General features: G+C 41.3%; 34 protein-coding genes and 1 riboswitch. Of the genes, 4 read left to right on the forward strand and 30 right to left on the reverse strand.

Features of this window, described 5'->3' with window-relative positions; all coding sequences use genetic code 11:
* Positions 1-4: 4 nt before the first annotated feature.
* The 5 genes from C6W18_RS02090 to C6W18_RS02110 all read right to left on the reverse strand — a co-directional run bounded on the left by C6W18_RS02090 (position 5) and on the right by C6W18_RS02110 (position 3,780).
* Positions 5-592: a nucleoside recognition domain-containing protein gene (locus tag C6W18_RS02090; protein ID WP_034318801.1), complete on the reverse strand. Its 588-nt coding sequence runs from the start codon at positions 590-592 to the stop codon at positions 5-7.
* Positions 580-1,731 (reverse strand): D-alanyl-D-alanine carboxypeptidase family protein, encoded by a 1,152-nt coding sequence (locus C6W18_RS02095; RefSeq protein ID WP_105925670.1) that lies wholly within the window; start codon positions 1,729-1,731, stop codon positions 580-582. The genes C6W18_RS02090 and C6W18_RS02095 overlap by 13 nt, the downstream gene beginning before the upstream one ends.
* Positions 1,732-1,845: 114 nt before the next feature.
* The gene (locus C6W18_RS02100; RefSeq protein WP_105925672.1) at positions 1,846-2,325 is read right to left on the reverse strand and encodes a YpuI family protein; all 480 of its coding nucleotides are present in this window, start codon (positions 2,323-2,325) and stop codon (positions 1,846-1,848) included.
* A gap of 113 nt (positions 2,326-2,438) precedes the next feature.
* On the reverse strand, positions 2,439-3,032 hold the full coding sequence (gene scpB / locus C6W18_RS02105; RefSeq protein ID WP_034318793.1) for an SMC-Scp complex subunit ScpB: 594 nt from the start codon (positions 3,030-3,032) through the stop codon (positions 2,439-2,441).
* A complete protein-coding gene (locus C6W18_RS02110; RefSeq protein ID WP_105925674.1) occupies positions 3,022-3,780 on the reverse strand; it encodes a segregation/condensation protein A in 759 nt (252 codons plus the stop codon). Before C6W18_RS02110 ends, scpB begins: the two co-directional genes overlap by 11 nt.
* A 209-nt stretch (positions 3,781-3,989) precedes the next feature.
* Here C6W18_RS02110 and C6W18_RS02115 point away from each other — a divergent pair, with 209 nt between their 5' ends.
* Both C6W18_RS02115 and C6W18_RS02120 read left to right on the forward strand, forming a co-directional pair.
* Positions 3,990-4,082, forward strand: a complete 93-nt coding sequence (locus C6W18_RS02115) for a YjcZ family sporulation protein (protein WP_012010430.1) — start codon at positions 3,990-3,992, stop codon at positions 4,080-4,082.
* A gap of 88 nt (positions 4,083-4,170) precedes the next feature.
* Positions 4,171-4,695, forward strand: coding sequence for a DUF309 domain-containing protein (locus tag C6W18_RS02120; RefSeq protein WP_105925676.1), 525 nt, complete (start codon positions 4,171-4,173; stop codon positions 4,693-4,695).
* A gap of 26 nt (positions 4,696-4,721) precedes the next feature.
* Here the strand turns inward: C6W18_RS02120 and C6W18_RS02125 are convergent, their stop codons facing one another.
* From C6W18_RS02125 to C6W18_RS02155, 7 genes are all read right to left on the reverse strand, one after another.
* Complete coding sequence (locus C6W18_RS02125; RefSeq protein ID WP_034318785.1) at positions 4,722-5,075, reverse strand: GNAT family N-acetyltransferase; 354 nt, start codon at positions 5,073-5,075, stop codon at positions 4,722-4,724.
* Between the two features lie 113 nt (positions 5,076-5,188).
* Positions 5,189-5,653: a 6,7-dimethyl-8-ribityllumazine synthase gene (gene ribH, locus C6W18_RS02130; protein ID WP_034318783.1), complete on the reverse strand. Its 465-nt coding sequence runs from the start codon at positions 5,651-5,653 to the stop codon at positions 5,189-5,191.
* 26 nt (positions 5,654-5,679) lie between these two features.
* A complete protein-coding gene (ribB, locus tag C6W18_RS02135; protein ID WP_078061646.1) occupies positions 5,680-6,306 on the reverse strand; it encodes a 3,4-dihydroxy-2-butanone-4-phosphate synthase in 627 nt (208 codons plus the stop codon).
* An 11-nt stretch (positions 6,307-6,317) separates the two neighbouring features.
* Positions 6,318-6,968 carry a riboflavin synthase gene (ribE, locus tag C6W18_RS02140; RefSeq protein WP_034318780.1) on the reverse strand — a complete coding sequence of 217 codons (651 nt, stop codon included), beginning with the start codon at positions 6,966-6,968 and terminating at the stop codon, positions 6,318-6,320.
* Between the two features lie 250 nt (positions 6,969-7,218).
* A riboswitch (FMN riboswitch) is annotated at positions 7,219-7,360 on the reverse strand.
* 115 nt (positions 7,361-7,475) lie between these two features.
* Positions 7,476-7,820 (reverse strand): hypothetical protein, encoded by a 345-nt coding sequence (locus C6W18_RS02145; protein ID WP_034318777.1) that lies wholly within the window; start codon positions 7,818-7,820, stop codon positions 7,476-7,478.
* 225 nt (positions 7,821-8,045) lie between these two features.
* Positions 8,046-8,282 carry a DUF2164 domain-containing protein gene (locus C6W18_RS02150; protein WP_034318772.1) on the reverse strand — a complete coding sequence of 79 codons (237 nt, stop codon included), beginning with the start codon at positions 8,280-8,282 and terminating at the stop codon, positions 8,046-8,048.
* A gap of 346 nt (positions 8,283-8,628) precedes the next feature.
* Positions 8,629-9,210, reverse strand: coding sequence for a TetR/AcrR family transcriptional regulator (locus C6W18_RS02155; protein WP_105925678.1), 582 nt, complete (start codon positions 9,208-9,210; stop codon positions 8,629-8,631).
* 420 nt (positions 9,211-9,630) lie between these two features.
* Between C6W18_RS02155 and C6W18_RS02160 the strand changes: the two genes are divergently transcribed.
* Positions 9,631-10,842 (forward strand): MFS transporter, encoded by a 1,212-nt coding sequence (locus C6W18_RS02160; RefSeq protein ID WP_223251636.1) that lies wholly within the window; start codon positions 9,631-9,633, stop codon positions 10,840-10,842.
* A 41-nt stretch (positions 10,843-10,883) separates the two neighbouring features.
* On the opposite strand, the gene C6W18_RS02165 is transcribed toward C6W18_RS02160, so the two are convergent.
* Positions 10,884-11,321: a peptidylprolyl isomerase gene (locus C6W18_RS02165; protein WP_008359679.1), complete on the reverse strand. Its 438-nt coding sequence runs from the start codon at positions 11,319-11,321 to the stop codon at positions 10,884-10,886.
* A 318-nt stretch (positions 11,322-11,639) separates the two neighbouring features.
* Between C6W18_RS02165 and C6W18_RS02170 the strand changes: the two genes are divergently transcribed.
* Positions 11,640-12,524, forward strand: a complete 885-nt coding sequence (locus C6W18_RS02170) for a DUF1002 domain-containing protein (protein WP_105925683.1) — start codon at positions 11,640-11,642, stop codon at positions 12,522-12,524.
* A gap of 41 nt (positions 12,525-12,565) precedes the next feature.
* Here C6W18_RS02170 and lysA read toward each other — a convergent pair whose 3' ends face one another.
* From lysA to fur, 17 genes are all read right to left on the reverse strand, one after another.
* Positions 12,566-13,891, reverse strand: coding sequence for a diaminopimelate decarboxylase (lysA, locus tag C6W18_RS02175; RefSeq protein ID WP_105925685.1), 1,326 nt, complete (start codon positions 13,889-13,891; stop codon positions 12,566-12,568).
* A 115-nt stretch (positions 13,892-14,006) separates the two neighbouring features.
* Positions 14,007-15,479 carry a spore germination protein gene (locus C6W18_RS02180; RefSeq protein WP_373465685.1) on the reverse strand — a complete coding sequence of 491 codons (1,473 nt, stop codon included), beginning with the start codon at positions 15,477-15,479 and terminating at the stop codon, positions 14,007-14,009.
* Positions 15,433-16,041, reverse strand: a complete 609-nt coding sequence (spoVAEA, locus tag C6W18_RS02185; protein ID WP_105925689.1) for a stage V sporulation protein SpoVABEA — start codon at positions 16,039-16,041, stop codon at positions 15,433-15,435. The genes C6W18_RS02180 and spoVAEA overlap by 47 nt, the downstream gene beginning before the upstream one ends.
* Before the next feature lie 6 nt (positions 16,042-16,047).
* Complete coding sequence (gene spoVAE / locus C6W18_RS02190; RefSeq protein WP_034319923.1) at positions 16,048-16,398, reverse strand: stage V sporulation protein AE; 351 nt, start codon at positions 16,396-16,398, stop codon at positions 16,048-16,050.
* Positions 16,398-17,414, reverse strand: coding sequence for a stage V sporulation protein AD (gene spoVAD, locus C6W18_RS02195; RefSeq protein ID WP_105925691.1), 1,017 nt, complete (start codon positions 17,412-17,414; stop codon positions 16,398-16,400). The genes spoVAE and spoVAD overlap by 1 nt, the downstream gene beginning before the upstream one ends.
* Positions 17,415-17,426: 12 nt before the next feature.
* A complete protein-coding gene (gene spoVAC, locus C6W18_RS02200) occupies positions 17,427-17,879 on the reverse strand; it encodes a stage V sporulation protein AC (protein WP_105925693.1) in 453 nt (150 codons plus the stop codon).
* Positions 17,880-17,899: 20 nt separating this feature from the next.
* A complete protein-coding gene (locus C6W18_RS02205; protein ID WP_034319914.1) occupies positions 17,900-18,316 on the reverse strand; it encodes a stage V sporulation protein AB in 417 nt (138 codons plus the stop codon).
* A complete protein-coding gene (locus C6W18_RS02210) occupies positions 18,306-18,926 on the reverse strand; it encodes a stage V sporulation protein AA (RefSeq protein ID WP_034319911.1) in 621 nt (206 codons plus the stop codon). Before C6W18_RS02210 ends, C6W18_RS02205 begins: the two co-directional genes overlap by 11 nt.
* A 114-nt stretch (positions 18,927-19,040) precedes the next feature.
* Positions 19,041-19,808, reverse strand: a complete 768-nt coding sequence (gene sigF, locus C6W18_RS02215) for an RNA polymerase sporulation sigma factor SigF (protein ID WP_034319909.1) — start codon at positions 19,806-19,808, stop codon at positions 19,041-19,043.
* 12 nt (positions 19,809-19,820) lie between these two features.
* On the reverse strand, positions 19,821-20,261 hold the full coding sequence (gene spoIIAB / locus C6W18_RS02220) for an anti-sigma F factor (protein ID WP_034319906.1): 441 nt from the start codon (positions 20,259-20,261) through the stop codon (positions 19,821-19,823).
* Entirely contained in the window at positions 20,258-20,611 is a 354-nt protein-coding gene (spoIIAA, locus tag C6W18_RS02225) for an anti-sigma F factor antagonist (RefSeq protein WP_024422866.1), read from the reverse strand. The genes spoIIAB and spoIIAA overlap by 4 nt, the downstream gene beginning before the upstream one ends.
* 162 nt (positions 20,612-20,773) lie before the next feature.
* On the reverse strand, positions 20,774-21,928 hold the full coding sequence (locus tag C6W18_RS02230) for a D-alanyl-D-alanine carboxypeptidase family protein (RefSeq protein WP_411266067.1): 1,155 nt from the start codon (positions 21,926-21,928) through the stop codon (positions 20,774-20,776).
* Positions 21,929-22,086: 158 nt separating this feature from the next.
* A complete protein-coding gene (locus C6W18_RS02235) occupies positions 22,087-22,899 on the reverse strand; it encodes a purine-nucleoside phosphorylase (protein WP_105925697.1) in 813 nt (270 codons plus the stop codon).
* 11 nt (positions 22,900-22,910) lie between these two features.
* Positions 22,911-24,095: a phosphopentomutase gene (gene deoB / locus C6W18_RS02240; RefSeq protein WP_105925699.1), complete on the reverse strand. Its 1,185-nt coding sequence runs from the start codon at positions 24,093-24,095 to the stop codon at positions 22,911-22,913.
* A 153-nt stretch (positions 24,096-24,248) separates the two neighbouring features.
* Positions 24,249-25,139, reverse strand: coding sequence for a site-specific tyrosine recombinase XerD (gene xerD / locus C6W18_RS02245; RefSeq protein ID WP_034319895.1), 891 nt, complete (start codon positions 25,137-25,139; stop codon positions 24,249-24,251).
* Between the two features lie 6 nt (positions 25,140-25,145).
* Positions 25,146-25,373, reverse strand: a complete 228-nt coding sequence (locus C6W18_RS02250; RefSeq protein WP_003215798.1) for a YqzK family protein — start codon at positions 25,371-25,373, stop codon at positions 25,146-25,148.
* 117 nt (positions 25,374-25,490) lie between these two features.
* A complete protein-coding gene (gene fur, locus C6W18_RS02255; protein ID WP_034319892.1) occupies positions 25,491-25,943 on the reverse strand; it encodes a ferric iron uptake transcriptional regulator in 453 nt (150 codons plus the stop codon).
* Positions 25,944-26,014: the final 71 nt, after the last annotated feature.

The raw sequence follows: 26,014 nt of genomic DNA on the forward strand, positions 1-26,014 counted from the left end.
AAGATCACCCCCGCCTGCTTCTGCGATAGTGGAAATAGCGATCAATGATAATCGCACCGATTCCTGAAATAAGTGTCGCCAAAATGGTTGGTCCAACAATGTCTGTTGGCTGATCTGCGCCATAGGTCATTCTAATGGCAATGACGGTTGTTGGCACAAGTGTAATAGAGGATGTGTTGACAGCTAAAAATGTAATCATGGAACGGCTCGCCTCATTCTTCCCGCCGTTTAATGATTTCATCTGCTCCATTGCCTTAATCCCAAGCGGTGTGGCGGCATTTCCGAGGCCAAAGAAATTCGCCATGAGATTGGACAGGATATACCCCATTGCCGGATGATTAGGGGGGATATCCGGGAATAGCTTTGAAATGAATGGGCGGCACATTTTACTAAAGAAGTTTAACAGCCCCGCTTCTTCTGCTATCTTCATCAGTCCCAGCCAGAAAACAAGGACACTGATCAGCCCAATTGAAATGGTGACTGCTTCTTTTGAGCCCTTAAATACAGCTTCGTTTACTTCCTCCATCGTTCCGTTGAACATCGCATAGACAAGACCGATGACAGTGAGGAATACCCAAATTAGATTGACCATGAAGATCCGCCTATAGATGTCTGAAAGACAGACTTAAACATTTCTTGGAAGCTTTTTTGAGGCATTTGATTTCGTTTATTTTCATAAAAAATCGGCACTTGCTCGATCACCTGGCCATCTAATAAGAACGTCATTTTCCCTACGACATCCGGGATGGCTTCGGCGTTTTTTTTCCATTTCTTTTCGGGAGTGAGCATTTCCGTTTCAATCTCCACTAGTTTTTTCTCATCTTCATTTAAAAAATAGTCCACATCACGCTTAATAAACGCTTTTTTTTCATAAAAGGTCCCTTTTAACGATGCAAGTCTTCCTTTTTCAGCAAGCACATACGTTTTATAGTGATCAAATGCATACTCAAACATAGAGATATGATCTTTCCAGTCATCCGGCGCATTAATAGTCACAGCAATTAACGCAGCATCCCCTTTTGCAGCTGTGGAAACGAGGGTGCGTTTTGCAAGCTTCGTATATCCCGTTTTCCCTCCAGTCGAATATTGATATAAACCGGTGAGCAGCTTGTTTTTATTTTTCCAATAGCCTTCCATTGTCTTCGCTTTAAAGAAAGTCGTGCCGGCAATTTTTTGATATTGTTTATGCTCCATGGCGTATTTAGTTAAGATCGCCATGTCATAGGCTGATGAGTAATGGTTTTTATGATCATCGAGCCCATGTGGATTTTGAAAATTCGTATTCTCCATTCCTAGTTCAGACGCCTTTTGGTTCATCATAAAAATAAAGCCTTCTAAGCTGCCGCCAACATGTTCTGCAATGGCTACAGCTGCATCATTTCCAGAACGCAGCATAAGCCCGTACGTCAGGTCTTCTAAGCTCACCTTCTGCCCTTCCTTTAAATAAATCGATGAGCCCTCAGCTTGAATCGCCCGTTTTGATATTTTGACGGTGTCTTTCATTTTTCCTGATTCAATGGCTAATACAGCCGTCATAATTTTTGTAATACTGGCGATTCTCCTTTTTTCATGCTCGTCCTTTCCAAATAGGACTCTGCCTGACTGTCCATCTATTAAAATGGCGCTTCTTGCACTCACCGATAACGATATGTCTGCTTGCGCAGGTGAGGAAAAAGGCAGTAAGAGTGTAAATAGAAGAAGGACTGCTGTTCCAATTTTTAAATAGGGCATGTTCATTCACGTCCTTGTCCGTTTTGTACAAGTGTATGCGTGGCTGAAAAAGTTATGATGCCTCGTCCATAAAAAAAGCGTCTCTAGAATGTAGAGACGCTTCTTAATTCTTACTTATACCATTTTCATTTGCTGATGAGATGTCGTATATTCTAGCTCTTCTCTCATTGTTAAAAAGTCTTTTTCTAATGAAGAAAATAATCGCTTTACATCAGCCGATACTTCATGGCGGAAAACAATGCTGTTTTTCCCTGTATAGGCAGAACGGCTATCTTCATACCATGTATCCTTTTTGGGCGTAAAAAATTCTTCGATACATTGATGATAAATACGGTGAAGCGTCTGCTGTGCCGCTTGCTGCGGGAATGTCTGCTGCTGGCCAATTTTTTTGCAAACTGCCGCTGCATCCTCGCTATACACTGCAAGCTTCCGTAATGTACTCAATATGTCACAATAATAGGCTTCCGCTTCGGGGTTTAATCGTTTCAAGCTTGATAAGGTAGCTTCGTTCAGAAAACCATTCACTTCAGTTGCAACCTTTGTTAAAAAGACGCCTGTTTGATCAACTTGAGCCTTTACATTCATATGTGCCATTTGTTTCGTGTTTACCTTCCCCTCATGGCTTTGTCACCATTTTATCTTTCATCAAAAGATTTTAGACCTAAAATCTTTTTTATATTTTATCATACATTTTTCCTTATTTTGAACTATTTTATCTCTTCAAATGTTTGATTGAAGTTTTCAAAAAATAGATCAGCCTCTTCTTGCACACCATCTGCTTCAACATTCTCTGGAAGCGGTGGTAATTCATCTAGGGCTTTTAAGCCAAATTGCTCTAAAAAGGTAGGCGTTGTACCATAAAGAATCGCACGTCCCGGACCATCGGCACGTCCAACTTCACAGAGTAACGCTTTGGCTACTAAGCTGTGAAGCACCCGCTCTGATTTGACTCCCCTGATCTCCTCAACCTCACTTCGCGTGATCGGCTGTTTATAAGAGACAATTGCAAGCACCTCCAGCGCTGCCTGTGACAAGCCTTTGGAAGGTGTCTCTACTAATTTTTTTAAATACATGCTGTACTCTTTTTTAGTCAGCAGCATATATGAATCTGCATATTCGATGAGCTCAATCCCTCGTTCTTGTTTTTGATATTCTTCCTTTACGGCAGACACAATATCGAGTAATGCCGCCTCATCTACTTCAAGAACTGACATGAGCTGTTTTCTTGTTAAGCCTTCGTCACCTGCTGCATACAGCAACGCTTCTAAGATGGCTTTCCAATTCACGATATCAAGCGTCATGAATCGTTTCACTCCCTATTATATAAATGTCTTCAAAGTTCCCTTCCTGCTCTAACATGATGTGATGACTTTTCATCAATTCAAGAACAGCAAGAAACGTCACGACAAGGTGTTCCTTTTGATCATGTTGAAATAGAGTCATAAAATTGGTCCGCTTTTTTGTTTTTCTTAAATGGTTCATAATCTCATTCATTTTGTCTTCAATCGGAATTTCTTGTCTTGTAATTTTTGATGGAGCTGGTTTCGTTATTTTTTTTCGGTTCAATACCTTTTGAAACGCACCTAACATATCATACACCGTTACATGTAAGTTTGTGTCCTTCGTTTCCGCTTCTTTTGCGAATTCACTTAAATCACTCGGAGGTTTTGTAAAGGCATTCTGTCTTTCTTCCTCGCGCTCCTTTAGTTCTTGGGCTGCATTTTTGTACTTGCGGTACTCAATCAATTTGCCAATCAGCTCTTCGCGAGGATCCTCTTCCTCTTCGAGCAGGTCTTCATCAAATAGCTCTTCCTCTTGTTTCGGAAGAAGCATTCTGCTTTTAATACTCAGGAGAGTTGCAGCCATCACCAAATATTCACTCGCAACGTCGAGCTCAAGCTCCCTCATCGTGTGGACATATAATAAATACTGCTCCGTAATTTTAGCGACGGGAATATCATAAATATCAATTTCCAAACGGTTGATTAAATGTAAAAGCAAGTCCAAAGGACCCTCAAACGAATCTATTTTCACCTGATATTCCAGCATTCTTTTCTCACCATTTCTACTGTCTTCTAAGTACCGTTTCACCGGCTAACCTTTAGTATAAGACAGGATAAAGCTCTCGTCCAATATAATTTCGACCATGTTGCCCTAGGCAAAACAAGAAAAACAATGGAATCGCCCATACCAATGAGGGCACTTATACATAGAATACCATTGTAATCAGAACTGATGAAAAAGGAGGCCGTATCATTATGGGAGATGGCTATAACTTCGGCGGAGGATTCGCGCTTATTGTCGTGCTTTTCATCTTGCTAATCATCGTTGGCGCGGCTTGGGTTTATTAAAGAAACAGAGCGTCCTTTCACTAAGGGGCGCTCTTTCTTCTTTTCTTTTCGGTGTGTTAGACTGATAGTGGAAAAGGAGATGACCGCTGTGTATCCTGAAGCGTACGTGGCTTTTTTACACGAATTTCATACGACAAGAGATTATTTTGAGTGTCATGAAATTCTTGAAGATTATTGGAAGGAAGATCCCCCGGAGCAGCGTAAAGAATATTGGGTTGGTCTGATTCAGCTTGCTGTTGCTTTGTATCATCAAAGACGGGGAAATGGAAAAGGAGCAAAACGGCTCATTTCAAACAGCCTTCACTTGTTAGAAATCAATCGATCCGTATTATCGAAGCTAGGTCTTGATGATGAGGCGTTTATTTTGCTTCTTAGGACACTGAAAAACAAAATGGATGAAGACAGTCCCTACGAGAGTGTGATGCTTCCAATCAAAGATCAAGCACTTCTTTCATTATGCAGAGAAATGGCTCAAAAAGAAGGATTGACCTTTGGACAGGAAAGTAACTTATCCCACACGTTTCTAATCGAAAAACATAGACTGCGTGACCGGACAGATGTATTGCTTGAACGGGAGAAACAGATCGAACGTAAAAAAAGCAGAGGACTGTAGCCTCTGCTTTTACATGTGTGTGATATTTAATTTGTTTCACTGTGACACTTATGAAAGAAGCCTTGCGTTAATTCATTTGGAATGAGTGTTTTGGTTTTGAATACCTCTTCCACGGCTAAAACCATTTCCTTGCCGATTCCTTGATCACGATGGGATGGATTGACACTAATATGCTCGATTTGCACTTGGTCGTCTGTTTTCAGCACACCAATGGCACCTACGATATCCTCGCCATCTTTCCAAAGGAACAGCTGCCGATCTTCATCCATTTCATATGACTTCATCGTCTGCTGAAGCTGTTTGACGTCTTTCTCACCCGGCATAAAGGACAGGAGTCCCATGGCAATTTTTTCAAAAGACCTCTTGTAACGAATTAACATATATACCCCTCAATATTAAAATTGTCCTATTTTCCAGCAAATATCTTATGAATTATTTGCTCATCACACATTATAAACATTTTCATGCCGTTTTTAAACTCTTTTTCATTAAATTAACGAAACGTTCGGTTTAGGTTGGCCATTTCAATAGCAGCTGCAGCCGATTCGCTGCCTTTATTTCCAGCTTTTGTACCCGCTCTTTCAATAGCTTGTTCAATGGATTCTGTTGTCAGTACACCAAAGATAATCGGTACCCCTGTTGAGATGGCGCTTTGAGCAATTCCTTTGGCCGCTTCGTTACATACATAATCATAGTGAGTTGTTGCGCCTCGGATCACTGTTCCAAGTGTAATGACCGCATCGTATTTTTTTGTTTCGGCTAGTTTTTTTGCCATATATGGAATTTCAAAAGCACCCGGTACCCACACAACATCGATATCGTCACCGTTTGCTCCGTGTCTAAGCAATGTATCTTCTGCTCCATCTAGCAGTTTACTTGTAATAAAATCATTAAATCTTGCCACTACGATGGCAAATTTTAATCCTTCTGCTACTACATGCCCTTGTATTGTATTCATATGTTCATCATCCTTTTTTGTGATTTTTATTTTGTTTCGATCGTTGTTGTTTGATTATTGTTTAAATGTATCTGCAATGCTTCTATTGTAAGCATCTTTAAATCATGTTCCTTTTGAATTTCCTTCAGTTCAGGGACGCGTGCCATTGATCCATCTACATTCATAATTTCACATATGACACCCGCTGGCTCTGAACCCGCCAGCTTAGCAAGATCAACTGCCGCCTCTGTATGACCCGGTCTTTCTAGTACTCCGCCCTCTTTTGCAATGAGCGGAAATACATGACCTGGGCGGGCAAAGTCTTCTCGTTTTGCGTCTTTATTTAACATGGCCAACATGGTGGTTGAGCGCTCAAAAGCACTAATACCGGTCGTCGTTGACGTATGGTCGATGCTCACTGTGAATGCTGTATGATGTGCATCCGTATTTTGCTCTACCATTGGATGCAGGTCCAGGTGTTTGGCAATCGACGCATGGACTGGCGTGCAAATGAGACCTCTTCCATGTAAAGCCATGAAGTTAATGACTTCCGGCGTTGCATGCTCAGCGAGTGCCACAAAGTCTCCTTCATTTTCTCTGTCTTCATCATCTACTACGATAATGATTTCTCCTTGTTTGAGGGCATTTACTGCCTCCTCAACTGAATGATACATACAATCGCCTCCTAGAATCCGTGCTCTTTTAAAAATGATGGGGTCAATCGGGATGGCTGCTTTCCGTTTGGCTCTTTTGTTAAAAAGCGATAAATATATTTACCGATCATGTCACACTCTATATTCACTATATCCCCCATAGATTTAGTCGGGAAAATAGTTCCTTCAAGCGTATGAGGAATAATAGAAACTGTGACGTGTGCATCACGCAAATCGAAAATGGTCAAGCTGACACCATCGATCGCAATTGATCCCTTTTTGGTGAGCATGTCTGTGAGGGTCTTGTCCATCTCTAAATCATAGTAAATGGCATTACTCTTCTTTTCTATTCGGGTAATGATAGCCGTCCCATCGACGTGACCTGATACAAAATGGCCACCAAATCGGCCATTCGAGGACATAGCTCGCTCTAAATTGACTGGACTGCCTGATGTAAGGTGGTCCAGCGATGTGGCTTTAACCGTCTCAGGCATCACATCTGCCGTGAACTGTTCTTTTGTAAAGCTTGTGACTGTGAGACATACGCCATTGATTGCGATACTGTCTCCAAGATGAACATCTTCTAACACACGGCTGCACTTTATGACAATTTCCATGGCATCTGCTGACTTTTTGCTTAATGACTGAACTGAGCCAACTTCTTCAATAATTCCCGTAAACATGTGATCCTCCCTTTCTCTTTCATTTGTATTTCTCACTTTATCAAAAAGCGATGTTAGGGACATGTGATCGATTGAACACCTTCGTCGCTTTTTATGGTCCATACAAGGTAAATGAGGGATCACCTAATAAATACTGCATGCCGTCTACTACATGTACATACAGAAAGCCCCGGAAAAAATTCCGGGGCTTTGGTTTTTTTGCATTAGAAATAAAACTATGATCAACAAACATTTTTCGTTCATAGCTTTCTTTATCCTTCTCCCATCCAGACTTTCACTGTCGGCTTCAGCTTTTCACTGAATCAACCGTTAATAAATTAACGGGTCACGGGCTGTAAAGCATTTGCTTTATTACCGTCGGTCGGGATTTTCACCCTGCCCCGAAGGATACAATCGATATTCAGCTGTCCTTAGGGGTTATTATAGCGATCCTTTTTGACAAATGCAACAATCAAGATTTCTTTACTTATTTCATAAAAAAAGCCTCCTTATAGGAAAGGAGACATGTTAATTAACGACTTTTACTACTTTTATAAGACCATCTATTCTTTTTTCATTACTAAAGTAGGCTTTAATACGATCGCCTTTCTTCAAGTCAGCGACATCATCTTCAAATTTCTTTCCATTAAAAATGATTTTTGTTCCGTTTTTCGCTTGACCGTAATATTCATCTCCATCAATTTTCGTAATGGTATATTCATAGATTGTGTAATCTTTATCATTATTCGTTAAGCTTTCGCCGATGGCTGTTGGCACATCTTCAATTTTCATGCCATTCATGTATAAATAACCTGCGCCTAAACAAAGCAGTAAAACAAATAAGACCGCAATTTTTAATTTAATTTTCCCCATATTTAGAACCTCCATCATCTGCACTTCGCCTATTTGTATGTTTTATTCCTTATCATGATGAAATAAAACCAAAAGAGCTGTTTTTCAATTAATGGTTACTTATATAACGATTCAGATGGACCTTTGGTTTCCACCTTTTCATCATTACATATGATACGAATATGCGTTCTTTATTAAGGGGGTCTCTTTTCTCTTTATCAGATAGTAAAACACATACCATAAGGATTACATTCTTTTTTCGAGTGCGAATAGGTCTTCCTCTAACAATTGTGATCGCTGAACAGCGATGTTGCGACTGTCACGAACTCCTTGATTATAATAGTAGCTTCCGAGATTTTTTGTGATAAATTCTAGTATATTGATCGCAGCTAATTCACCAATCTCTTCTTCTCGTTCTTCGGCAAAGTAACGCTGAATGTCAATCATCATTTGATTTTTTTCTTCTTTTGTTAATGGTTTCATTGTATCTCCTGCTTTCTTTCAGCATGACCACACGCTTTCATGATTTGCAGATGTCACTCGTGTTTCATCTGTGTGGTTGACAACCACTAGTGCGAATGTTTGTTCTCTTATCATATCACAAAAACGGTTTCTATGCATGGTTAGCCAAAAAGAAAAAGCGTATTTTGTAGAAAAATTGATCAAAATACGCTTTTAAAATAATGAATGACCCCTTCTTTTATGAAAAAGGTTGAAACTTGGTGCATAAAAATGAAAATATAGCTGTAGTCGATTTGATAGATTGAGTTCTCTCCTCCCTATTTTCACGGAGGCTGACATAATTGATAAAACTGGAATTCCGATCAATTTATTTTAATATTGATAATATCATCGCTACAGAATGATCTACAAATGAACGCTCTGGACGAGATTTTATGAATACGGTAAGTCCGATTAATGAAACGACTAGTGTCTGTGCTAAAGCTTTAGCATTCAGGTTGCTCTCGAGCTCACCTGAGCGAATACCTTGGACAATTTTTTCTTGAAAAATGACCGAAAGATACATCTGATGCTCTCTTGTCAGAATTTCAAATTTCTCTTCGTGAGGGGCGAGTTCCACTATGGTATTAATGCAAAAACATCCCTTGCTTGGACTATCTCTATATTCCTCTTCCACTAAATCTTCAAAAAATGTGCGGAATGCTTCTTTTACAGATAGATTATTTTGAAGTTTTGTTCGAATATGGGAAGCATGCAGCTTTGTATATTTGCGTAATGCAGCCTCAAACAATTCCTTTTTGTCTCCAAAAGCTGAGTATAAGCTTGGTCGTTGTATCCCCATTTTGGCAGTTAAATCGCTTAATGTAGTAGCCTTGTACCCCTTCTCCCAAAAAAGTAGCATTGCATCATCCAACGCTTTTTCCTCATCAAATTCACGTTGTCGAACCATCATAAATTCCTCTTTTCAAAAATTTCTTCACTTAATTATCTTGTTCTTTATTCTTATATGATGAGCAAGTTCTCATTCATTTTTCAGTTCCTTCATTATCCGATACTTGATTCAAATTCATATCGTTTCTTTTTTCTTATCAATTTCGAAAATTTGAGTCAGGAATATCTCAACTTTTCATTACCAATCAGTATATTATGATTCTATTTAATTCAAGTTATATTGTCAAATTGTGTTCTCTTTTCAAAAGAAATAGTCAAACATCTGAATTATCTACTTGACTCCAAAACATTTTGTTGGTTATCCTTATCAGGAATCATTTTATACCGATTGGTATATTATACTCAAAAGTACAAAAAGGGGATATAAGTCATGGTAAAGGTTAAAGAAAAAACAACTATTACAATTGAGGATCATGATATGAACACGGATCACGTACAAATAAAATCAGAATCAACCATGACTCGCTATATGGCACTATTGTTCGCAACGGCCTGTGGGATGGCTGTTGCAAACATATACTATGCACAACCATTACTAGACTCACTGGCGACAGAGTTCGGTATCACCCATTCATCCATCGGCATTGTCATCACTATTACTCAGCTTTGTTACGCGCTAGGGTTGCTACTGCTAGTACCACTAGGTGATCTATTGAATCGACGTCAGCTAATCATCGGACAGATGCTTTTATCCGTGTTGTCTCTAATGTTGGTCGGCATCTCTCCCAGCGCCACTGTGCTGTTCATCGGATTAGCTGCGGTCGGACTGCTTGCTGTGGTGACTCAGGTGATCGTAGCGTTCGTATCGACTTTGGCTGCCCCAGCCGAGCGTGGCCGTATCGTTGGCTTGGTACAAAGTGGAATCGTGATCGGTATTCTTCTTGCACGAACATTCGCTGGTGTACTAACCGATCTCGCCGGCTGGCGGTCAGTTTATCTAGTTTCTGCCGTCATGATGCTCATCATGACTGGCGTGTTGTTCCGAGTACTTCCGCGTGATGAAAGCGAAAGAGAGTCATTATCCTATGCGCAGCTACTTCGTTCAATGTTCACATTATTCATACAAGAACGAATCCTACGCATCCGCGGAATTTTGGCTCTTCTGATTTTCATCGTGTTTGGTACATTATGGACTTCGCTGGTGCTACCTCTCAGTGCTCCCCCATACTCTCTTTCACATACCGTTATTGGAGCGTTTGGTCTTGCTGGAGTTGCTGGAGCATTAGGTGCTTCTCGTGCTGGGAGCCTAGCTGATCGAGGTTTAGGGCAGTTCACAACCTGCATAGCCCTAGTTATATTGCTAGTCTCATGGTTTTTAATCGGTTTTACAGAACATTCACTCATCGCATTAGTCATTGGCATTATCTTTCTTGACCTATCTGTGCAAGCAGTACATGTGACCAATCAGAGTATGATTTTCACAGTGCGTCCTGAGGCGAGAAGCCGACTTACTGCTGCTTACATGATTTTTTATTCCATCGGCAGTGCCATAGGTTCAATTATTTCAACCAACATATACACAAACTATGGATGGAGCGGGGTATGCCTATTTGGTGCCTCTGTCAGCGCCTTAGCCCTTTTGTATTGGATCATTACCTACCGTCTAATGGAACAAATAACAGAAGAATGAGATACAATGAAAAAAACACCGCGATTAAGCGGTGTTTTGGATTAAGCATCTACAACTTCGACTTTTTCCATGCCTTGGCCTTGCTCCATATCAAGAACAGCCTCGATACCAGAAGTTACTTTACCGAACACTGTGTGCACGCCATTTAAATGCGGCTGCGGGTCATGTACGATAAAGAATTGGCTGCCGCCTGTGTCTTTACCAGCATGCGCCATTGATAATGAACCTCTTTCATGTTGATGAGGATTTCCTTCTGTTTCACATTTAATTGTGTAACCAGGACCTCCAGTTCCATTACCATTTGGGTCGCCACCCTGACTTACGAAGCCCGGGATCACGCGGTGGAATTTTAGTCCATCGTAGAAGCCTTCATTCGCTAACTTTTCAAAGTTTGCTACTGTACCTGGAGCAGCCTCTGGGTAAAGTTCAAACTCAATTTTCTTTCCATTCGTTAGTTGTATGTATCCTTTTTTCGCCATTTTTCACATTCTCCTTTCAGGTTAAACAACGCTCATTATAGCACATTTTCTGTGATGTTAAACATCCCCTGCTTTTGATTGTTATTTACCTCTTTTCTCATCATTGATAAAATAGAAGAGCCTGATACTTTTCTCCTATGAAAACGATCCATATTGTTTGTAATATCTTTATTTATTGGAAGACCAAAACATCTTCAAAGAAAATTGAAACGTCAGGCTGATTTGTTACGTCTATATGATGGAGTACGCTTCATCACATGTACTCAAAAGATGAGTTTCTCTTGAAAGAGGAACGCTCTCGACTTGAAGGAGGTCAACATGTTTAAAAAAACGATGCTTGGTATGATGGCAGCGCTCCTTTTACTGATTGGTGCGCCAAAAGTCAGCTTAGCGGATGCAGCTGTCGGCGATGTCATCGTCACACTCGGGCAAGACTTAACACCGGCTGATCGCCAGAAGGTGCTTGACGAGTTGAATCCACCTGAAAATGCGACAAAAATTGAAGTAACCAATAAAGAAGAGCACGAATATTTAGGAAAGTATATTCCTCGTTCTGATATCGGGACTAGAGCATTATCATCTTCATCCATCACAATTGAAAAATCAGGTACTGGTCTGACTGTGGATACACATAACATTAAGACGATTACAGATGAGATGTATTTAAATGCTTTAATGACAGCAGGTGTCAAAGATGCGAAGGTTGTCGTGACTGCCCCGTTTGAAGTATCTGGTACAGCAGCGCTGACGGGTTTATTAAAAGCCTATGAAGTGTCAAGCGACAAAGCCATTCCAGAAGATGTGAAGCAGGTCGCAAACGAAGAGCTTGTGACAACATCTAAACTGGGCGACTCTATCGGAAAAGACAATGCTTCTGCTCTTATTGCAAAAATCAAAGATGACATTGCGAAAAACGGTGTCCCTAAAACCACAAAAGAAGTGGAAGAAAAAGTGGATCAAGCCGCTTCCGATTTGAACTTAAATCTGACGCAAGAGCAAAAGGATCAGCTAGTCTCCCTCTTTGATAAAATGAAAAACATCAATATCGATTGGAACCAAGTAGGGTCTCAAATCGATAAAGCAAAAGACAAGATTACGAAATTCATAGAATCAGATGAAGGTAAAAACCTTTTACAAAAGATTTGGGATTTCTTTGTGTCCATTTGGAACGCGATCGTGTCTGTATTCACTGGTGGAAAATAAATATCATAAAAAAAAGCTGCCTGATGATCAGGCAGCTTTTTTTAAGTAGATGACTTCACTTTTGATTGATAGGGTAAATCCAGTTTGACAATGTCCTCATATGTTTCACGCTCAACTACAAGCTGCGCTTCCCCATCTTCTACAAACACAACAGCCGGGCGCGGGATACGGTTATAGTTGTTTGACATACTGTAGCCGTATGCTCCTGTACAAAAGACAGCTAATAAATCTCCTTGTGATAACTCTGGCAGGTCGATATCCCAAATAAGCATATCTCCGCTTTCACAGCATTTCCCTGCAATGGAAACCGTTTGATCATGCGTTTGACTCATTTTGTTGGCACTCGCTGCTTCATATTTCGCTTGATATAAAGCTGGGCGAATGTTGTCACTCATTCCGCCGTCTATGGCTACATAATCACGAATTCCAGGTACATGTTTTGATGAGCCGATCGTATAAAGAGTCGTCCCTGCATCTCCAACAAGAGAGCGGCCTGGCTCAATCCAAATTTCCGGCATATCGAATTCATAGCGGGATACGTTCGCTTTGACAGCTTGGATAATTTTTTCAACGTATTCTGTCGGAGGAAGTGGTTCATCCTCAGCTGTATAACGGATTCCAAAGCCGCCGCCTAAGTTTAACACTGTGGAGATAAAGCCAAATGATTCTCTCCATTCATCCAGCTTCATAAAGATTTTATCTGCTGCAAGGACAAAACCAGCCGTATCAAAGATTTGTGAGCCGATATGACAATGGACACCTAAAAGCTCGATCACTTCTGACCCAAGCACTTGTTTCACCGCTTCGTCTGCTTGTCCATTATGAAGATCAAAGCCGAATTTTGAATCCTCTTGACCTGTCGTAATGTAATCATGAGTATGCGCTTCGACACCTGGCGTGATACGGAGCAGCACTTTCACCTTTTTTGACAGCTCTTGCCCAAGCTGTTCAATGAGTTTCATTTCATGGAAATTATCAACCACAATACAGCCGATCCCATGCTCTAATGCCATCTTTAATTCTTCTCTGCTTTTGTTGTTGCCATGGAAATGAATTTTATCTACTGGAAATCCGGCGCAAATGGCTGTGTGCAGCTCCCCGCCCGATACGACATCAAGAGATAATCCTTCTTCTTTGGCAAGCTGAAACATCGCGATAGAAGAAAATGCTTTACTCGCATATGCCACCTGCGCTGTTAGCTCTTCTTCTATAAACGCTTTTTGAAAGCTTTTTGCGCGCTCCCGTATTAAAGCCACATCATATACATAAAGTGGTGTCCCATACGTTTCAGCTAAAGAAACGGCATCAACACCACCAATTTCTAAATGACCGAGTTCATTTTGTCTGCAAGTGCCGTGTAAATACAATGTCATTCCCTCTTTCTCCGCCTCGGCTGAAAAAAGACAGCTGCGTGAGCTGCCTTTTGCCGTTTCTCAAAGTTAAAAATACAATATCACAATCTTCAGCCACTTTCAATGAACGTTAAGAATTTGGCGGAATTTTTGATCTGTTTTGAGGGTGAACAATGCTTGGCCTTACTTTTGAGCCAGGAACAGACGTCCGAATGAGCACTTGCCATAACGCTTTACCATTAAAAGGAATGAATGGCCACATATAAGGCGTCTGCAATGAACGAATGGATGTTAAATAAATGAGTAACAAGGTAAAACCAATGATGAGTCCATTCAGCTTAAAGATCGCCACTAGTGCTAATATGATCAGTCGTACGATCTTATTGGCGACACTCAGTTCATAGCTCGGCGTTGTGAATGTGCCGATGGCTGCTAGTGAGACGTATAAGATGACCTCCGGTGTAAATAAACCGACATCGATGGCAATTTGTCCAATTAACACGGCGGCAATCAACCCCATGGCGGTCGACAGTGCTGTCGGCGTATGAATCGCTGCCATTCTTAAAAACTCCACCCCAAAATCAGCAAGGAATACTTGGAGAATAACAGGGATATGTGAAGGCTTGTTAAACCCAATATAGTTTAAATTGTCAGGCAGGAGATTTGGTTCTAGGATAAACAGAAACCAAATTGGCAATAAAAAGGTAGAACATAATATACCTAAAAAGCGTACCCATCTTAAAAACGTGCCAACTGCTGGTGCCTGTCGGTATTCTTCTGCATGCTGAACGTGGTGAAATATAGTGGTTGGTGTAATGATGACACTAGGGGATGTATCTGTAATGATGATGACATGCCCCTCTAAAATATGGTTAGCGGCTACATCTGGCCGCTCGGTGTATCGCACAAGCGGAAAGGGATTATACCCTTGCTTAATAATGAATTCTTCAATCGTTTTATCAGACATCGTCAGCCCATCGACTTTGATCCCTGATACTTCTTTTTCAATAATATCCACAAGATCTGGGTCCGCAATGTCTTCAATGTAGCAAACACATACATCTGCTTTTGAACGTTCGCCTACTTTGAGCATTTTGTATCGCAGCTTTTCATCTCGCACTCTTCTTCGGATGAGTGCTGTATTCACAATAATGTTTTCAACAAACCCATCTCTTGCTCCTCTGACAACCTTTTCTGTATCCGGCTCCTCTGGCATTCTGCCAGGATAGCTCCTGACGTCAATGATAAATGCGTAGTTTTCACCCTCTACAACGACTGCTACAAGTCCCGACAGCACTTGATCTACTGCTTCATCCAGCGTTTCAACTTTTGAGACTTGCTGATTGACAAGGCGGTTCTCGACCACACGTGCGAGATCATCTGATTCAGGTTCGTTGTCATTGATTTCAATCAGTTCTTTTAATAAATAGATGACATACTGCGTATCACACAATCCGTTTACATAGTAAAGTTGGATTTCCTGATCATGTATATAGATTTTCCGAACGCCAAGGTCAAAGCTGAGACCCATCCCAACATTATCCTTGAAGTAATCTTCATTTTTCTTCGGGTCTCGGTACACGTTTACCTTGTCTTTCTTCATGGAAACCACTCCTTTCTAATATTAACTCAACTGCTTTCATCGTGATTGGAGATCCTTTGCTCAGGTCATCTTTCCGTCCCATCTTCCCAATATCTCCAATCCCAACAACAAACGGAAGTTGAAGTGAGTCGAGACAATACACCGTATCCCCGCTCATTTTATGAGGTTCCATTTCTGGAAGTCCGTGTTTGTCAACACCGTATTCTGTCAGTTCACCTTCCCGGTCAATGGAGACATGCACCTTTGTCCATTCGGCTTGATGTGTCTTGGATGCAACTGCAATGGCTCCAAGCACTTCAATTTCAGGGTGACGCGCCACATGCTTCATCGCTGTCTCCCCTGTCCCTTCACCTGTTAGACCAGAATCATCAAACATGACAAACACTGGATCATACGGCGTTTTTAAAATCATCTGGACAAGTTCAGGTCCTGTCCTTTTGCTCGGATTCCCTTTTGAGCTAGAAATACATCGTCCGCCGACGTTTTTGGCGACAAGCTCAATGGTTTTGGCAGCATATATATCTCCGTCTGTCACTAAAATGACTTTACGTCTTTGCCCCATATTAGGTTATCCTTTCGGTTTAAAGATAAGTGCGATAATAAATGAGAATAAAATCGCAGCTGATATTCCAGCAGAGGTTAATTCAAAAATACCGATGCCGATGCCGATGAATCCGTGTACATCTGCCTGGTGCATTGCCCCATGAAGCAAGCTATGACCAAAGCTAACGATAGGCACGGTAGCACCCGCACCTGCAAATTCAATAAATTTATCATAAATTCCGAACCCGTCTAATATGGTTCCTGCCACAACAAAGATGGTCATGACATGTGCAGGCGTGAGTTTGAGTACGTCCAATAAAAGCTGGCCGATGACACAAATAAGTCCGCCTGCAACAAAAGCGATCAGATAATCCATTAGCTTTCTCCTCCTGCGCGCTCAAATACGACACCGTGCGCAATGGTTGGTATGGTCTCTTTTTGCTGGACCATCATCGGGCTGAGAAGTGCCCCGGTTGCGACAACCAGTACTCTTTGCAAATTCCCTGCTTTCATTTCTTGAAAGATGTGACTGAATGTCACAACAGCTGAACACGCACAGCCGCTGCCTCCAGCGAACACGTTTTGATCGGGTGTATAGATGATTAAACCACAATCATCGTGCTTTCGGCCGAGCTGAATGCCATCTTCTTTAAGCAGATCCTTTAAGATCGGTGAGCCAATGCCAGATAGATCCCCTGTTAAAATCAGATCGTAATCGTCAACCGTTCTCCCTAGGTCTTCTAAGTGCTGCTTGATGGTATCTGCTGCTGCCGGCGCCATTGCTGATCCCATGTCAAATGGATCTGTAATTCCAAGATCCATGACTCGTCCAACGGTTGCGCTTGTAATTTGAATTTTGGAGGGCTCTTGGCTGATAATAACAGCCCCGCTCCCAGTCACTGTACTTGTCGCTGTATCTGGTTTTTGTCCGCCGTATTCTGTCGGATTACGAAATTGGCGTTCTGCTGTTGCATTATGACTGCTTGTCGCAGCAATGGCTCTATTTGCAAAACCACCATCTATTAATGCTGAAGCAATAGCGACTGATTCCATTGATGTGGAGCATGCTCCAAATAAGCAAAGGAACGGGATTTTGAGTTCTCTTGCCACATAGTTTGCTGTGACGTTTTGATTCAGCAAGTCTCCTGCCAGCAAAAGATCAATATCGCTTTTTTGCAAATTTGCTTTTGATAAAGCGATTGATATCGCATCATCCATGAGCTGCCTTTCAGCCATTTCCCAGTTCTTTTGATCACAATGCATTTCGTCGTATGTTTTATCAATGAGATGACCGATTGGACCTTCTTTTTCTTTCGGTCCTGCAGCTGTTCCTTCTGCATTGACATAAAGCTTGTGCTCAAATACCCAAGATTGTTTACCTGTTAGTTTCACGTTTCATTCCTCCTACGAAAACACCTTTTCCAAGATGTATCGAATGATCCCTACGACATATGCCGAGACGACACCAAAAACAATGACGTTCCCAGCGAGCTTAAACATATTCGTGGCAACACCTAAAACAAGCCCTTCACTTTTATGCTCAAGGGCAGCACTTGTCATGCTGTTTGCAAAACCTGTCACCGGAACAGCCGATCCCGCTCCAGCAAACTGGCCAATTTTATCGTAAATACCGATACCAGTTAAAATAGAAGAAATTAAAATGAGGGTCGCCACTGTCGGATTCCCTGCCGTCTTTTCATTAAAATCAAAAAAGTGAATATAGAAGTTTTGCAATCCCTCGCCTATAGCACAGATCAAGCCGCCAACAAGAAAAGCCTTGATGCAGTTGAGTACATAAGGAGGTTTGGGCTGATACGTTTTCACCTTAGATGGATAGTTCTCTTTTAAACTCGACACGTGTTGTTCCCTCCAAATTTTTAAATATAAATAAGCCAATGAAATAGTGAACCAAATACCTTTCCTAAGACGATGGCCATGAGCAGCAAAACAATTTTCCCGTCCATTCCAATTCTTTTCGTTAAAATGGGAAGTACATTTAATACCTCAGTCAATGCGGCTGCAAGCATACCGACGAAGATGCCGGATAAAAGACCGATCGGAAGCGTCAGCCATTTGGATAAATGCAAGTGCATTTGACTCAAGGTGGCCCAGCCGCCAACGACCGCCCCACTGATGACAGCCGCCTCGTACCCTTGTATGAAGCGCTGCGTTTTGGTTAATTGCATTAATCGAGGGATGATGCCAAGCACTGTTAGAAATGCCACAAATCCTGCTCCTACTGTTAAACCGCCGCCAAGTCCAACGAGCACGACAAAAAGCCATTTACCGATCATGGATATCTTTCAATGTTTCTTTATTTTCTTTAAGTGCGACATAATGATCGAGATCGAGCTGGTATTTAAACATTTCCACTTCGAGTGGACTTGGTTCTTCATTTAAACGCTTTTTAAATACATGATTGAAAAATAAAATCATGCCCAAACCGAGTCCAAAGCTATATGGAATTTGTAATAAATAAGGATGCTCAACCGTTTTTCCTGTGATCATTTCATATAGGCGAATATGAACAAGCCGCATACTGACATCCTCGTGGAAGTTCATGATGGCAAGAGCCGCTCCGACAAATAATAGAAGCCAGACAAACACAAATAATACGGGTGAGAGCTGGCGTTTGCCTGTATCAATTTCAACAATGGCCTCAGAGCCTCCGACGGTTTGAATGTCGATGTCTGGCCACGTTTTTTTGATCGTTTTGACCACATGCATGATATCTAGAACGACGATGTGACGATCCTTTTTGCTGACATGATACACCGGCATTTTGCTAAGCTTTTGCACAGCAAACTCATCACCAGTGATTTGGGCGATATCCTCTAAATAAATGAGCTGATCAATACCGGTCTTGATCCGATGGCGCAGCCGAATAAAGATTTGTCCGTCCATCCAAGTCACTTCCTATACGATGGGTTAAAAATAGTATGTGGTGAAAAATGGTTCTCATACTGAAAGAACTTGATTTACCGGTAATTACCACACAAAAAAAGCCAGCCGAATTGGCTAGCTGTCTTTTTGATCCATTTGCATTTGAATTTGTTTTAAAATTTTCTTTTCAAGTCGTGAGACTTGTACTTGTGAAATACCCAGCCTCTCTGCTACCTCAGATTGTGTTTGGTCTTTATAATACCTTAAGTACACAATCAGTTTCTCTCGCTCTTCTAATTCCTTGATCGCTTCTTTCAGTGCGATTTTATCAAACCATCTTTCTTCTGAATGATCGGCAATTTGATCCAGCAGTGTAATAGGGTCTCCGTCATTTTCATACACGGTTTCATGAATCGATGACGGTGAGCGGACCGCTTCTTGGGCAAGCACGACATCCTCTGGTGTGATGTCAAGATATTCAGCAATTTCCTGTACGGTCGGCATTCTTCCATGAGACTTAGACAATTCATCTCTTGACCGCCGAATTTTATTTCCAAGTTCCTTTAATGATCGGCTGACTTTAACCGTTCCATCATCTCGGATGAAGCGCTGAATTTCACCAATGATCATGGGAACAGCATAGGTCGAAAACTTTACATCATAGGACAAATCAAATTTATCAACGGATTTTAGCAATCCAATGCAGCCAATTTGAAACAGATCATCTGGTTCATATCCTCTATTTAAAAAGCGCTGAACAACGGACCAAACAAGACGCATGTTTTTTTCTACGAGGAGGTCTCTTGCTTGCTGATCTCCGTCTTGGCTTTTTTTGATGAGCTCTTTGACTTCATCATTTGACAGCTGTGCTTTTTTTGCTTGCTTTTTTACCTCCACATCCATATGAGCAGCTCCTTAATTACAAAGCGCTTTGCTTTTTGATAGATGCTTTGTTAAACGGATCGTCGTGCCCATTTCTGGTGATGAGTCCACCATGACATCATCCATAAAATTCTCCATGATGGTAAAACCCATTCCAGAGCGCTCTAAGTCTGGTTTTGTTGTGAAAAGCGGCTGTCTTGCTTCCTGAAGATCTGTAATTCCCATGCCTTCGTCACGGATGGTGAGGTAAACAACATGGTCATCTAGTGTGACATGAATATGCACCTTGCCATCTGGATTTCCATCATAGCCGTGGATAATGGAATTTGTCACGGCCTCTGATACAACGGTTTTGATTTCTGTTAATTCATCTAATGTCGGATCAAGCTGTGCGATGAACGCCGCAACTGTTACCCTTGCGAAGGATTCATTTTGACTCAATGCAGAGAAGGTCAGGTTCATTTCATTCCTCATGATGCCACCCCCAATGTTTGCAAAGCTGTTTGCTCTGAAGGCTCCATACGGATAATTTTAAATAAGCCAGACATATCAAATAAACGGTTCACCGCTGGCGAAATCGCGCAGACGACCATTTCTCCGCCAAGCTGCTTGATTTCTTTATATCTCCCTAAAATCACCCCGAGTCCTGAGCTGTCCATAAACGATAAATCAGCCAAATTCAGCACGATGTGGCGAATGTCCTCTGTTTCTAAATAATTCGTCACCTTTTGTCTCAATGTTTCTGCCGAGTGATGATCGAGCTCTCCTGTTAACCGAATGCAAAGTACGCTCTCTTTTACTTGAAAATCAATACCAAGGCTCATCTTTTTCTTCCTCCTTGCTCTAATTTCGGATAAAGAATGTTTCTCTTTTAAACAAAGTAAATCCTTCACCATGACAAAACTAGTGATCATTCGTCACATTTAGATGTTCTTTTCTTCCTGTTCATAGCAAAAAGACTGCCAATTGCAGCAGTCTTTTTGATTTTATTTCCATTTTACAAATTCGGCCATAGCCCGTTTGAAGAAAGTCCAAAGCCCTGCTTTTTCCATTCCTTCTTTTGCTTCTACAGGGCTTTCATGCAGTACTTGACCGTCTTTTTTCAAGACAATGGTGCCAAGCTCCGTTCCTTTTGAAAATGGGGCCGTGACATCATGAGACAATTTGATTTCTTTTTTTAAGTGATCCACATTTTCGCCTTTTTTCGTTAAAAGAGAGATCGGTTCAGAAGTGACAAGCTGAATTTTTTTCTTTTTCCCTTTGCTCACTTTGATCTCTGCCACATCTTGTCCTCGTTTGTAAAGCGGATGGGTTGTATATTGACTAAATGCATAGTCTAACATTTTGACCACTTGGGCGTTTCTGTCCTTCGGTGTACTTGCGCCAAATACGACAGCAATGACGCGCATGTTGCCTTTTTTAGCGGATGCGGTTAAACAGTATTTTGCCTCGCCTGTAAAACCTGTTTTCAATCCATCGACGCCTGGATAAAATTTAATCAGACGATTCGTGTTCACAAGCCAGAATTTTTTATCCGTGTTTTGACGGAGATAATCTTCGTACACACCTGTAAATTTGGTGATTTGTTCATATTTCAACAGCTCTTTCGCCATTTTTGCCATATCATGAGCTGTGCTGTAATGATCTTTATCAGGAAGTCCCGTTGGGTTTTGAAAGACTGTTGAGGTGAGACCGAGTTCTTTTGCCTTTTTGTTCATCTGCTCAACGAACTGTTCTTCAGATCCAGCAATATGCTCTGCCATGGCAACAGACGCATCATTTCCTGATGCAATTGCAATGCCTTTCAGCATTTCTTTCACAGTCATTTCTTCTCCAGGTTCAAGGAAAATTTGTGAGCCTCCCATTGATGCCGCATAGTCGCTCGTTCTGACCTTGTCTGTCATTTTCAGCTTTCCTTGGTCCATTGCTTCCATGATGAGAAGCATGGTCATGATTTTGGTCATACTTGCAGGCGCAAGCTTTTCATCGCTATTTTTGTTGTAAAGCACCTTCCCCGTATCACGTTCAATTAAGATGGCTGATTTGGCTTCATGTGCCAATTCTGATGTTTGTTTTTCTCCTGGTTTTTCTATCTTTTCTTTTGCTATCGCTGATGGCGAAACCATTGAGATAAGGATCATTAAAATAAACAATGCACATATATGACGTTTCAAGTGGCAGACCTCCATTATCGTAATCCTTTCTATTTTTTCCTCATACAGGCTGTTTTATTCAGAGATCGTTTGTTTGAACATAAAAAAGTCTTCTGTTTGATGAACAGAAGACTTTTGGAAACATATTATGAGAGTTGTTCCACAACATCTTTTACTAAATCAAGGAAACTTGCTTTCACTTTTTCCGTCACTTCAATGACTTCATCATGAGAAAGCGGCTGATCTAAAATACCTGATGCGGCATTGGAAATACATGAAATACCAAGCACTTTCATTCCTGCATGTCGCGCAACAATAACTTCTGGCACAGTTGACATCCCCACTGCATCTGCTCCAAGTGTTCTAAGGAAACGAACTTCAGCTGGTGTTTCATATGAAGGACCCGTCATCCCGGCATATACTCCCTGCTGTACAGAGATGCCTAAGTGTTGAGCCGTTTTTTCTGCAAGTGCCAGCAAATCTTTATCGTATGGTGCTGACATGTCTGGGAAACGAACGCCTTGACTGTCATTTGGTCCTATTAATGGATTGGTCCCCATCATATTGATATGATCCGTAATCAGCATCAGATCACCTGGATTAAAGGACGTATTCACGCCGCCGGCTGCATTTGTCACAATACATGTCTCAATGCCAATTTCTTTCATCACACGGACAGGAAACGTCACTTGCTTCATATCATATCCTTCATAGAAATGAAAACGTCCTTGCATGGCACATACGACGGTGCCTTTCAGCGTCCCGATGACGAGCTGTCCTGCATGTCCCTCTACTGTTGAGACAGGGAATCCAGGGATATCTTCATATCTCAATTTGATTGGATTTTCAATCTCATCTGCTAAAATGCCGAGCCCTGAACCTAAGATCAATCCAACTGTTGGTACGTATGTCGATGCTTGTTTAATGTATGCCGCCGCTTCTGAAAACTGTGCTCCCACGAGATTTCCCCCTATTTGAGTTTAGATAAAAAGCTTGTACCGTATTTTGGCATCGCTGTCTTGAAATTATCTGCTACCGTTGCCCCAAGATCCGCAAAGGTTTTTGCTGTTGGCAGTTCATTTGCTTCCTGATGCTTTTTACTGTAAGCAATAAGCGGAACGTATTCTCTTGTATGGTCTGTTCCGTGATGAACTGGGTCATTTCCATGATCTGCTGTGATCACAAGGAGATCATCCTCTTTTAACAGGTCAAACACTTCAGAAAGACGTGCGTCATATTCCTCTAGTGCTTTTCCGTAGCCCTCTGGATCTCTTCTGTGCCCATAAAGAGCATCAAAATCAACTAAGTTTAAAAAGCTGAGTCCTGTAAAGTCTGTTTTAAGTGTCTCGACCAGCTTGTCCATTCCATCCATATTTGATTTCGTTCTGAGAGAAGATGTGATTCCTTCACCGTCATAAATATCAGAGATTTTTCCAATGGAAATGACATCAAGTCCATCATCTTTCAGCTCATTCATGACGGTACGGTCAAATGGTTTTAAAGCATAGTCATGGCGGTTTGGCGTTCTGACAAATGCACCAGGCTCCCCGACAAACGGACGAGCGATAATGCGTCCTACCATATATTTTTCATCTAACGTTAGTTCTCGTGCAATTTCACAAATGCGGTAAAGCTCTTCTAATGGTACAACCTCTTCGTGCGCAGCAATTTGCAAAACAGAATCCGCAGATGTATAAACGATTAAATCGCCTGTTTTCATGTGCTCTTCGCCAAGCTCATCCAGAATTTCTGTCCCAGACGCTGGTTTATTCCCAATGATGCCCCGCCCTGTTTTTTCTTTTAGTTCATTTAATAGTTCATCTGGGAATCCGTCTGGAAAGACTTTAAACGGTGTGTCTATGTAAAGACCCATGATTTCCCAGTGTCCTGTCATTGTGTCTTTACCATTTGATGCTTCTTGCATTTTCCCATAATACGCAAGCGGTTTTTCGTCCGCTGGAATTCCTTTGATTTCTTTAATATGACTCAGCCCAAGCTTCGCCATATTCGGCATATGAAGCCCGTTCATTTTTTCGGCAATATGTCCAAGTGTATCTGCACCTACATCATTAAAATCAGCAGCATCTGGTGCTTCACCAATCCCTACTGAATCCATCACAATGAGGAAAATGCGTTTATACTGATAATCAGGCATTAAAAAGCGCCTCCTTCAATATTCTTGTCCTTTGACCTTTCAAATATGAAGAGGTCAGACATCTCAAGTATAAACCGTTTACAAGTCAATTGACAACCATAAACGGTACAAACATCAAAAAGCATGGTACACGTTCACCGTGCCATGCTTTACTTATGCCCTTGGATGGAATTTGTGATACACATCTTTCAGTCTTGTTTTCGTCACATGTGTATAAATTTGTGTTGTTGATATATCCGCATGCCCAAGCATCTCCTGTACGGCTCTTAGATCAGCACCGTTTTCAAGCAGATGTGTAGCAAATGAATGTCTGAGTGTATGAGGCGTCAATTCCTTTTGAATGCCTGCTTCAATGGCTCGTTTTTTTAAGTTCTTCCAGAAGCCTTGCCGCGACATTTTTTTCCCGTGATGATTGAGGAATAAGGCATCGGCTGGCTGTTTTTTTAGCAGCTTGCTTCTTCCTTTTTCTATATATTCTTCAATCGCACTTGCAGCGGCTTCGCCAATTGGCACAATTCGCTCTTTTCTCCCTTTTCCAAAGCAGCGGATAAAGCCCATTGTAAGATGAACATCTGCAAGGGTCAGATCCAGCATTTCACTGACACGAATGCCTGTTGCGTATAAAAGCTCCAGCATGGCTTTGTCCCGATAGTCAAATGGTGTGTGCTGCTTTGGTGTATCGAGCAGCTTTTCGACTTCACCGAGCGATAGAACTTTTGGTAATTTCCGCTCTGTTTTTTGCGTTTCAATGTTCCATGACGGATCATCTGTTGTCACTTTTTCCCGTAGCAGAAATTGGTGAAAGGAGCGGATCGATGATAGATGCCGTACGGATGTTTTGCTCGATTTCCCTTCCTCTTTTAGCTGCTTTAAATAATGAATGATATGAAGACGCGTGACATCTTTAATATCGGCTAGCTGCTCGTGTGTCATTAAAAAAGACAAGTAGTTCTTTAAATCTCTTTTATAAGAGACAATGGTATTTTCAGAGAGTCCTCTCTCTACTGTCATAAAATGAATAAAGTCGGATAATTGATCGTTCAATGGTTTCTACTCCCCGTTTTGATAAAAATAAATCAATCGGTCTTGCCAGTTGTCTTGATTCGGCTGATCCATTTCCATCACTTTAATCGCTGCACCCTCTGGTTTATCATAACGATGGTAGCTTTCATATTCTGAATTTATCCATATCATAGCATAATAGAACAGGACGGTAAAACCAGTGAACAAGATAAATACTTTCATCACTTCACCTGTTGTTTTGAGCCATTTTCGCATGATCTTCATGTCCTTTCTCATCTTCTCATTACTTCAGCATATGCCAGATGGGACAAGGAATATACAGCGAAAATACAAAAAACCTCTTCATATGAAATGAAAAGGTTCCAATTCGGATTATTGGCCGGATTCATCATCATGACACCGGTGGCAAATACCATGGAATGTCAATCTATGATCCTTAATTTTAAATTTCCAGTCGCGTTCAATAATCTCTTCAACATCTTCTAATAAATCATCTTCTATCTCATCGACTGTCCCGCATTCCATGCAGACAAGATGGTGATGGAAGTGGGCGGCTCCTTCTTTGCGAAGATCATATCGCGAAACGCCGTCTCCAAAGTTAATTTTATCAACAACTTTCAGTTCAGTTAGCAATTCTAACGTCCGATAAACAGTAGCAAGACCAATTTCAGGAGACTTCTCTTTTACGAGGAGGTATACATCTTCTGCACTTAAATGGTCTTCTTCATTCTCAAGCAGTACTCTGACTGTTGCTTCACGCTGTGGCGTGAGCTTATAGCTGGAAGAATGAAGCTGTTTCTTAATTCGATCAATACGATTTTCCATTGACTTTCCCTCCTACGCCACATTACTTGATCATTATATCAAATGATGTGCAGAGAGCCAACTATAATCAT

Source organism: Bacillus sp. LLTC93, assembly GCF_002993125.1.
Classification (GTDB): Bacteria; Bacillota; Bacilli; order Bacillales; family Bacillaceae; genus Bacillus; species Bacillus zhangzhouensis.